This is a genomic window from Acidimicrobiia bacterium (genome assembly GCA_040289475.1).
Taxonomy (GTDB): Bacteria; Actinomycetota; Acidimicrobiia; order ATN3; family PSLF01; genus PSLF01.
Window position 1 is genome coordinate 45,026 of record PSLF01000014.1, and the last position, 9,045, is coordinate 54,070.

The window sequence follows — 9,045 nt, forward strand, 5'->3', positions numbered from 1 at the left end:
GAATAACCAGATTCACCAAGAAAGCCGTCTGGTCTTAGGATTTCCAGCCCGGGCCTCATCGGGCCTTCGCACCGGCGTGGTATGGGGTGCTCCCTTTACCAGTTCAGGATCGCTCTCTGCCTCCCTAGCGACTTCTAAAAGTGCATTCGCTAGCGCTCGTAGGGTCTCCGGAGTCTCCGTCTCTGTCGGTTCTATCATTAGGGCTTCTTCCACTATGAGAGGAAAGTACACGGTGGGCGCGTGAAATCCCTTATCGAGAAGGCGTTTTGCGATATCCATTGCTCTCACACCGGTCCTTTTCTTGATCGAAGATGCAGTAGTAACGAACTCGTGCATACACGGACCAGGATAGGCTGGGGGAAACGCATCAGACACTAAAGCCTGCAGATACCTGGCATTCAGAACCGCTGTCTCAGCCACTTCTCTCAGCCCGGCTGGACCGTTCGCCAGGATATACACCAATGCTCTCAGCAGCACACCAAAGTTGCCGAAATAGCTGTGAACCCTGCCGATTGAGCGAGACGGGTTCTCAAGGTAGAAATGGTCGCGCTCTACATCACGTTCTACAAGAGGTCCAGGTAAGAACTCGACAAGAGCCTCCGAAACCGCGACTGGACCAGCACCAGGACCTCCACCCCCATGAGGGGTTGCGAATGTCTTGTGCAGGTTTATGTGCACTACGTCAAAGCCCATATCACCAGGTCTGCAAACCCCGAGTATCGCGTTCAGATTCGCGCCGTCGTAGTAGAGCAGCCCTCCCGCCTCATGGACAATTTCAGCTATTCGCACAATGTTTTTCTCGAATAGCCCAAGGGTGTTCGGGTTTGTCACCATGAGCCCCACCACGCTATCCGACACCGCTTTTTCAAGGCTCGAAATGTCGACCATTCCTTCTTCGTCGGATGGAATCTCCACGGCCTCGCAGCCCGCCAAGGTGACGCTTGCAGGGTTTGTTCCGTGTGCAGAATCCGGTATCAAAACAATTCTCCGCTCTTGTCCACGAGCTTTCTGATAGGCCGTCATAACGAGAAGGCCGGTGAGCTCACCAGCTGCTCCCGCCGGTGGCTGTAAACTCGCTCTAGCCATTCCCGTAACTTCGCACAACGCCCTCTCCAACAGATACATGACCTCGAGAGCTCCCTGTGCTAAGGCGGGGTCACAGGCTGGATGCATGCCCGAGAATCCATCCATTAGTGCAATACGCTCCCCTACTTTTGGGTTGTACTTCATGGTGCACGAGCCGAGCGGATACGCACCGGCGTCCACCGAGTATTGGCGGTGAGCCAGTCGCGTAAAGTGCGCGACCAGATCTCGCTCGGATACCTCTGGAAGAGGGGGCGGACTCTCAGCTAAATGCTGTGGTGGAATCGCCTCATCCAACGATGGAAGGCCTTCGGGCTCGGGAGGTAGAGAGAACGCCGCCCTACCTGGCTGGGAATACTCAAAAATTACGGGCTCTGGTGCTCCCTCAGATATAGGATCGCTGGATGCCCGGCCGCCTGCCTTAGGTGAACTCAAACTGGCTGCCCGATCATTGTTCATTGGGTCACATCAACTGACAGGATTCCTGGTTGTGGCGGGATCTACGATCTCGAGGCAGGTATTTTGCCCCGCGAGGAGATACTAAATCCAACGATTCCGACTCACCTGCGTTGGGTGTCCAAATACCTGTCTCTTTCGAGCATGCTTTGCTGGACAGATTTAGGCACCGGGCCAAGCAAGTAGTCCTCCGGAAGACGAAGCTCTTCTTCCGCGTCTAGCCCCAGCTTTCGTCTAGCTTCCTGAACTTCGTAGGTGCGCTGTAAAGCCTTTGCCATGTTATAGCGGTGGCCGTTCTCCCGTAACTTCACCTCGAAAGTGCCTTCTACTGCTTCCCCTGGACGCAGCGGCTCTGGCGGTGTGTCAGTCTTTCCTACGATTCTCTCTATGAAGCGCTTTATCATTTCCCCACCCCGGTTGCGGCCCGGACGAACCTCTCGACCTCATCTATGGTACGTGCCGACGTGGCGGCGATCAAGATGGTGTTTCCGAGTTCTGGATAGTGACTCTCAAGCGGGATGCCAGCTAGGATTCCCTCTCTGGCCATACCCTCGAGGAACGTGGGTGTATCCACAGGAATTCTCAAGGGAAACTCACGAAAGTATGGAAGGTCCGTGGCAATCTCGAATCCATCGATCTGTGCCAGGCTCGAGGCTAGCTTGTGGGCAAGCAAACACGCTATGCGTGCGCTGCGTGCTAATCCCTCTGGACCCAGCCAGCACAGATAGATACAAGCTGTAATGGCATTCAGCGTTTGGTTGGTACAGATGTTCGAGGATGCCTTCGATCGGCGTATGTGTTGCTCCCGGCCTTGTAACGCCAGAGCAAAACTGGTGCGTCCATCGGCGTCCTTGGTCATTCCTGCGATCCTGCCCGGCAAGTAACGAACGTAAGCTTCCTTGCAGGCAAGGATTCCCAGGTATGGCCCCCCGAACATCAATGGGTTTCCGAGAGGCTGTCCCTCAGCCACTACGATGTCGGCACCGTACTCGCCGGGCCTGCGGAGAACTCCGTTTGCTACGGGATCGCTCACCACGATTGCGAGAGCTCCAGCGGAGTGAGCGATGTCGACCAGTAATTCGAGATCTTCGATAACGCCTAAGTAGTTCGGGTGTTGAATTATGACGGCAGCAGGACCCGTTTGTCCCGCCATCTCTGAAACTGATTTGTCCCCGAAAATTTTTGTGGCGCACTGGTCGAGATCCGCTTCGTAAACACTGTGTCCGGATCCGCTTGCGAACGTCGCGAGCATCTCTCTGTAGCGGGGGTTTACGCCCCGACTGACTACCAGCTCCGGCTTTCCCGTTATAGCAACTGCCATATTGGCGGCCTCGACCACAGCCGATCCTCCGTCGTATACGGACGCGTTAGCCACGTCCATACCTGTCAAGCGGGCCACAAGACTTTGGTATTCGAAAAGAGCTTGTAAAACTCCCTGAGAAACCTCTGCCTGGTATGGCGTGTAAGAAGTTTTGAACTCCGGACGACCTGCCAGCTCAGCGACGGCAGCTGGGATAAACTCGTCGTAGACCCCTCCCCCAGCGAAACAGACCAGCCGACCTCCCGTGTTTCGATCGGCTAAACTTCGCATGTATCTGACAATCTCGGGCTCGCTCAAAGGACCTGGAACTTTGGAGGAATCAAGTGCCGGGGCCTGAAGCTTTGGTGGAATTCCCTGGAAAACCTCGTCGCTAGAAGAGAGACCTAGAGTGGCAAGCATCTCCTTGCGATCTTGGCTAGTGTGCGGTACGAAACTCATTCGCCGGGCCTCAACTCCTTTCCTCGCTCAGCGATCCTCGGCCTGATCGGTCCCAAAGACGACAACTTCTCGATCTTTCAACGGGGTTCACGATAAGGCCATATGTATATATCACACCCCAATTTCGTGGCACCGACACCACGCACTAAATCAGTCCAGTGAGGTCTTTACAAAAGGGGGGCAAGTTAGAATTCCAAGAGCTGGGCGGCCTCTGATATCCACAGTGAGGCGAGTAAGCCTTGACAACTCCTCCGCACCTACTGCAGCTTCGTGGTAGCCTTTCAATCTCCTGGCGCTGTCATCCGATTCCAAAAGCAATGCGAGATTGGTACCCGCCACAATCTTTGTTGGAGCAAAGCTCGAGGGCATGCGAGCTAGAGCGATTCCGCGGCCCAAGACAGGAGAGAAACCCCCGCTCGTAACCGTTCCGCTTATCTCACCTGCTTTCACTGAGTAGCTCTTCCGGGGAATTGGACCTTTATCCCTCATAACGATGCCGATTGGCCGCCATCGAGGATACTTCTTGTACTCAAGAGCAGCCGCCTTCCCAACGAAATCGTCTTTGCTCTCCACCAAGACCCAGTCGAGGCCGGCCTCGGAGGGAGCAATAGATGTGTCCATCTCGTTCCCCCACAACGGGTAGCCCATCTCGAGTCGCAAGGTATCTCGTGCACCAAGACCGGCTGGCCCTCCTCCAATTTCGATGGCAGACCGTGCCAACGTCTCAAACACATCCGAAGCGCTTGCGGCAGGGACGATAACCTCTATCCCCCGCTCTCCGGTGTATCCGGTTCCAGACAAAATCCACTCCCCTGCCTTGACGACACCAAACCTCGGCGGCAACGTTTCGAGGCTGATCCCAGCGCTCTCACACACTTCTTCAAAGGCCGGACCTTGCACAGCGAACATAGCGGTCTCAGAAGTTATGTTATCGATGAAGACATCTGCTTGATATCTCTGTCTTATCTTTGACAAAGCGTCCACTACCGCCATTGTGTTAGCAGCGTTGGGTATGACCACGAACGTGTCTGAATCAACCCACAAAACGACAATGTCGTCGACGATTCCTCCATCATCGTTCAGCAAAAGGGTGTATTGAGCCTTTCTGACCGAGACTCTTAGGAGATCATTGGTGAAGGCTCGCTGCAGAAGCAATAGAGCATCTCGCCCGCTGACTAACACGCGTCCGAGGTGGCTCACGTCAAAAACCCCCACAGATCTTCTCGTTGCAAGGTGCTCCTCAATAGTGCCCGCCGGATATCTAAGGGGAAGGACCCAGCCTGCAAACTCAGTGAAACGCGCTCTTAGTCTCTGGTGCGCGCTTAAAGCCGGGGTGTGCACCGCTTGGTAGGATCGAGGACTCACGTTCAAAATAAGCTGAGCTGTCCGTCTGAAACGCTCCCCACACGAATTTCCCGAGAGGGGTGGCGCCTCTTTGCTCTTTCTAGCTCGGCGACACTCTTTTTTAGCTCGTTATACAAAGGACCGAGAGCGATCGACAACGAGATCTGCCCTCCCTTCAACGCATCGATGAGCCGCGACTCTTCCCCCGGTCCGAACACCAAAATAGTGCCCTCTGTGGCAATGAGAGTCAGTTCAGAAGGATCTTCAGTCATTGCGCCTCTAACGTAATCGATGGCCTCCCTTATCTTTTGGAGGCTCATACCAGCTTCGATAAGACCCTTGATCGCCCTTATGAGCACCAGGTCTTTGAAAGAGTACAGGCGTCTCGTACCCGAGCCTGATGCATCCTTGATCCCTGGCTTTACGAGACCGGTTCTACTCCAGTAATCCAACTGGCGATAGGTAACCCCAGCGACCTCACATACTTCCGGCGCCCGAAAAGCTCCCAAGACATCGCCGTTGTTTTCCAATCGGTCGAGAATGGAAACCTCCTCCCCTTCGGTACTCGAAACCTGGGAGCTTCGATGTAGAGAGGGCTTCTTAGTAGCCCTTACCTTTTGATTCGCCGATGCTAAAAAGCGACCAGCCATGCATGGACCCTCTCAATGGCAACTCGGCGCGACTGCCCCTCACGGCTCGGGGGAACAGAACTCGGCCACGGCAAAGCAGCAATCGAATTCGTAACCGGATTTTACACCAGGATAATTACGAAGTTGGGATTAGCGATCGACTCGAGAGCAGTAGTCGTTGGACGAAGCTTCGATGGTCACGTCGAGCCCTACATGAAATCCTCTGGTGTGACATGTTCCAGAAAACTCCGGAATTTCTCGATCTCCTCTTCCTCTTCTTCTTCGGGGATCGTAACGCCTGCGGCCTCAAGAACCTCTTCCTCGGCGTAGATTTTGACTCCCATTCGTACGGCAAGCGCTATGGCGTCGCTGGGGCGTGACGAAATCTCCTGTCGCCTCGAGTCATAGCTTAGATCGATTACTGCATAAAAAGTGCCGTCGCGCAACTCGGTCACGACCACCCGATTGACCGTAGCATCAAGAGCCTCGAGGATCTCTTTCATGAGATCGTGCGTCATTGGGCGAGGAGGCTCTATTCCCTGGAGAGCCATCGCAATAGCGTTTGCCTCCCATGGCCCAATCCAAATCGGGAGAAACCTCCCGCCCGAGACCTCTCGCAAGAGAACGAGCGGCTGATTCGATCGCACCTCCAGTCGGACGCCAACGACCGTGAGCTCTACCACGACACCTCCTCGCCTCTGTCTGGTAGCTTCTTTAGAATCGGTGTCCTATGCGCCGCCACAAAGAATTGTAATCCGGCTGTCTCGTGCTTCCTTGCGCGTACCTTGAGATCACTTCGCAGCACACCCTTGTACTGCCGGAAATAAATTCTCGACAATCCAAATTCCAATTATCTGTAGAAGCTCACGCTAGCTTTCTCACTCGGCGAACTGTCTCAACTGTCGCCGCAGCAGCTCGTGTCCTAGTTCTCTGGCAAGAGCGGCAAGTTCTCCCAAAGTGGATCTGGCGATCTTTTGCGCTTCTGGATTTTTTTGTTTCATAACTGGCTCGACGAGCTGCTCAAAAAGCGCTACCTCTTTGTCCACGAAAACTTTGTACATGCGCAGATGCCTAGCCTCTAGGCCGTGACGCATCATCGCCTTGGCTAGCCTGCACACTTTGAGATCTTCCTCGGTGTAGAACTTTCCTTCCGCTGAAACCTTCGCTTCGATCAGTCCATACTTGTCCAGTTCGCCGATGGCATCGAGGCTCAGATCGGCAGCGTCGGCAAGCCCTTCTTTAGAGAAGGTGCGGAGTCCCTCAGAAGTATCGATCGGCTCCCCTCGCACATCTAGTGCATCCGCACCTCCGGCCCCGCTCTCTAGACTGGACAGACCTCCATCTCGCTCTATGCTAGAAAGCTGTTTCTTTATGACCTTTAGAGGAAGGAAACGCTCCTTTTGCTGGCTCAGGATGTACTTGAGTCTTTCGACATCTTCCTGGTAAAACTTGCGGTAACCACTAGGTGTTCGCTCTGGCTGTAGAAGACCCTGGCTCTCTAGGAAACGAATCTTGGAGATAGTGACGTCAGGAAATTCTTCTTTCAGGAGATTGAGGACCTCTCCGATTGTCAGATGAGCGCGTTCTTGCTTGGAACTCATACCACGGTACTAGGGGGTGCCGGCCCCCTCGCCGCCTCAGCACCGGCGACAAAAACGAGCTTGTAGCGGCCGATTTGAATCTCGTCACCTGTTGATAAACGCGCCTGGTCAACTCGTTTCTTATTGACGTATGTGCCGTTGAGGCTTCCGGCGTCTTTTATGAAGAAGTATCCTTCTGGATCCTTGCTGAGTTCGGCGTGACGTCTGCTTACTGTTACGTCGTCAAGCTGAATGTCGGAATCCGGATGACGTCCTACGGTTGTAACCTCGTTTTCCAAGAAGTAACGCGAGCCTTGATTCGGACCTCTTATCACGACGAGAACTCCCTGCCCTGCCTCCAATGACGGAAGCTCTCCAACCTCCAGTCCCGATTCCTCACTCCCCTCTAAATCAACGAGCGTTACTGTCGACTCGTCTCCCTCTAGCCTGGTACCGCAGTGTGAGCAGAAGTTGGCGCCCTCTTCGGTGCCTCGGCCACAATTTGGGCAGTGTCTCTGACTCATCCCTCCCCCGACTCAACCAGCTGTCTATAAGCCTCAGCATCCATTAGGTCCGCAAGCTCGGACTCATCGCTCATTTCGATTATCGCAATCCACCCCGCTCCGTAGGGATCTTCGTTGATCTTTTCGGGTGAATCGACTAGATCCTCGTTGACCTCTGTTACCAATCCCGACACTGGTGCGTACACGTCCGACACAGCCTTGGTTGACTCAACCTCGGCGAAAGCATCCCCTGCAGAAACCGAGCTACCCTTGTCTGGTAGCTTTACAAAAACAACGTCGCCGAGGGCATCTTGGGCATACCAGGTGATGCCGGTTCTTACCTTGGAGTTGCCCTCTTTTCGCGCCCACTCATGATCTTTCGTATACAGCAGGTCATCTGGGTACATGAGTTTCGCTGTCCTCCGTAGTCAGTCTGTTGAGTCGTGACTTGTGCAAGTCGTAAGCATCAACTGCCACGCGCTATCTCTTCGATACGTCGTCCATACTCTCGTGCAATTTTTGTGGACTCTTCTGTGCTTGGTCCCTCTGCCCACACGTGACAAATTGGTTCTGTGGGGTCGGGGGCGACGAGCACCCACCCTCCAGCAGTTTCGAAACGAACCCCGTCCACTAAAATCGCTACCAAGCCCCTAGCTCGCTCTGTCATCGATCTCATTATCGTCCCCTTGGTCTCAAGAGGACTTCTTACCTCAAGGTGAACTACCCTCGAGCGAGGCAAAGCATCGATCTCGGCCGATAACGGGCCAGGCAGGTTGGCTACAAACGAAGCTATTTTCAAAAACTGAAGCATCCCATCGAATGCAGGCAAGAAGTCTGTGTATATAGCGCCCCCAGAGGACCCGATTACGACCTCCGCTCCATCGGCAATGCCTCGTTCGGCCGCACGCGAAGGATCCAACTCGGTCCAAACGACTTGGCCGCCTGCTTGTTCTATCTCGGAGACCATCTCATAGCTTGCATTGACAGGCAGACCTACGATGGTTCCAGGATTCGAGCGAAGCGCATGTCGTAACAAAATCATCGACATCTCGAAATCTGTAAGAACCCGACCCGAGTCGTCGATGACGTCGAGACGCGCCCCGCTAGGATCGAAAAGAACTCCAAAGTGCGATCCCGAAGCCTTTACCGTGTCGGCGATCCGTAGCAGTGAGTCAGCATGTTCCTCTTCCGTGAGAGCCGAGCGGTCGGGATCCGTATAGGCGTTGATCGCCAAAAGGTCGATCCCTAGGCGTCCTATAGCTCTTGGCAAAATTATGGATGTCGGCCCCCACGCAAGATCGGCTACGACCTTCAGGCGGGACTCCGAGATGCTCTCGGCATCCACCGCGGCGTCGAGAGCTGCTCGGTAAAACTCTAGTGCCCTCGGGGGAAAAGTGATCTCCCCGAACTCAGTTGCGTCAGCTCGCCTGAACTCTCCTCTCGAAAAGTACCTTTCGATTTTGCGATACGCGGCGTCGTCGAGGTTCTGGCCCTTGGAGTCAACCAAAAGAATTTGGACAGAAGATGGATCGTCCAAGACGGTGCGAACAAGTACTCCTCCTGAGGCTCTGGCTCTAACCGCATGAAACCGGAGGAGCGGTTCAGTTGTAACTTCGAGGTCATCGACGTTTAGCCCGGCTGCATTCAGGCCTGCCATCAAGGCCCTCGAAAATGTGCGAGCCACCCTGGAG

10 protein-coding genes are annotated in these 9,045 nt (G+C 54.4%); all 10 read right to left on the reverse strand.

Annotation, left to right across the window (positions count from 1 at the left end; all coding sequences use genetic code 11):
* Positions 1–12 precede the first annotated feature (12 nt).
* On the reverse strand, positions 13–1,542 hold the full coding sequence (locus C4318_07800; protein MER3455040.1) for a glycine dehydrogenase (aminomethyl-transferring): 1,530 nt from the start codon (positions 1,540–1,542) through the stop codon (positions 13–15).
* A gap of 101 nt (positions 1,543–1,643) precedes the next feature.
* On the reverse strand, positions 1,644–1,943 hold the full coding sequence (locus tag C4318_07805; GenBank protein MER3455041.1) for a hypothetical protein: 300 nt from the start codon (positions 1,941–1,943) through the stop codon (positions 1,644–1,646).
* On the reverse strand, positions 1,940–3,298 hold the full coding sequence (locus tag C4318_07810) for an aminomethyl-transferring glycine dehydrogenase (GenBank protein ID MER3455042.1): 1,359 nt from the start codon (positions 3,296–3,298) through the stop codon (positions 1,940–1,942). The genes C4318_07805 and C4318_07810 overlap by 4 nt, the downstream gene beginning before the upstream one ends.
* A 150-nt stretch (positions 3,299–3,448) precedes the next feature.
* Positions 3,449–4,672, reverse strand: coding sequence for a glycine cleavage system protein T (gene gcvT / locus C4318_07815; protein ID MER3455043.1), 1,224 nt, complete (start codon positions 4,670–4,672; stop codon positions 3,449–3,451).
* Positions 4,666–5,292, reverse strand: coding sequence for a MerR family transcriptional regulator (locus C4318_07820; protein ID MER3455044.1), 627 nt, complete (start codon positions 5,290–5,292; stop codon positions 4,666–4,668). The genes gcvT and C4318_07820 overlap by 7 nt, the downstream gene beginning before the upstream one ends.
* Positions 5,293–5,480: 188 nt before the next feature.
* Entirely contained in the window at positions 5,481–5,954 is a 474-nt protein-coding gene (locus C4318_07825; protein MER3455045.1) for a hypothetical protein, read from the reverse strand.
* A gap of 195 nt (positions 5,955–6,149) precedes the next feature.
* Positions 6,150–6,872, reverse strand: a complete 723-nt coding sequence (locus tag C4318_07830; protein MER3455046.1) for a MerR family transcriptional regulator — start codon at positions 6,870–6,872, stop codon at positions 6,150–6,152.
* Positions 6,869–7,375, reverse strand: coding sequence for a hypothetical protein (locus C4318_07835; protein MER3455047.1), 507 nt, complete (start codon positions 7,373–7,375; stop codon positions 6,869–6,871). Before C4318_07835 ends, C4318_07830 begins: the two co-directional genes overlap by 4 nt.
* Positions 7,372–7,761, reverse strand: coding sequence for a glycine cleavage system protein H (gcvH, locus tag C4318_07840; protein ID MER3455048.1), 390 nt, complete (start codon positions 7,759–7,761; stop codon positions 7,372–7,374). The genes C4318_07835 and gcvH overlap by 4 nt, the downstream gene beginning before the upstream one ends.
* A 59-nt stretch (positions 7,762–7,820) precedes the next feature.
* Positions 7,821–9,038 carry a hypothetical protein gene (locus C4318_07845; protein ID MER3455049.1) on the reverse strand — a complete coding sequence of 406 codons (1,218 nt, stop codon included), beginning with the start codon at positions 9,036–9,038 and terminating at the stop codon, positions 7,821–7,823.
* Positions 9,039–9,045 lie beyond the last annotated feature (7 nt).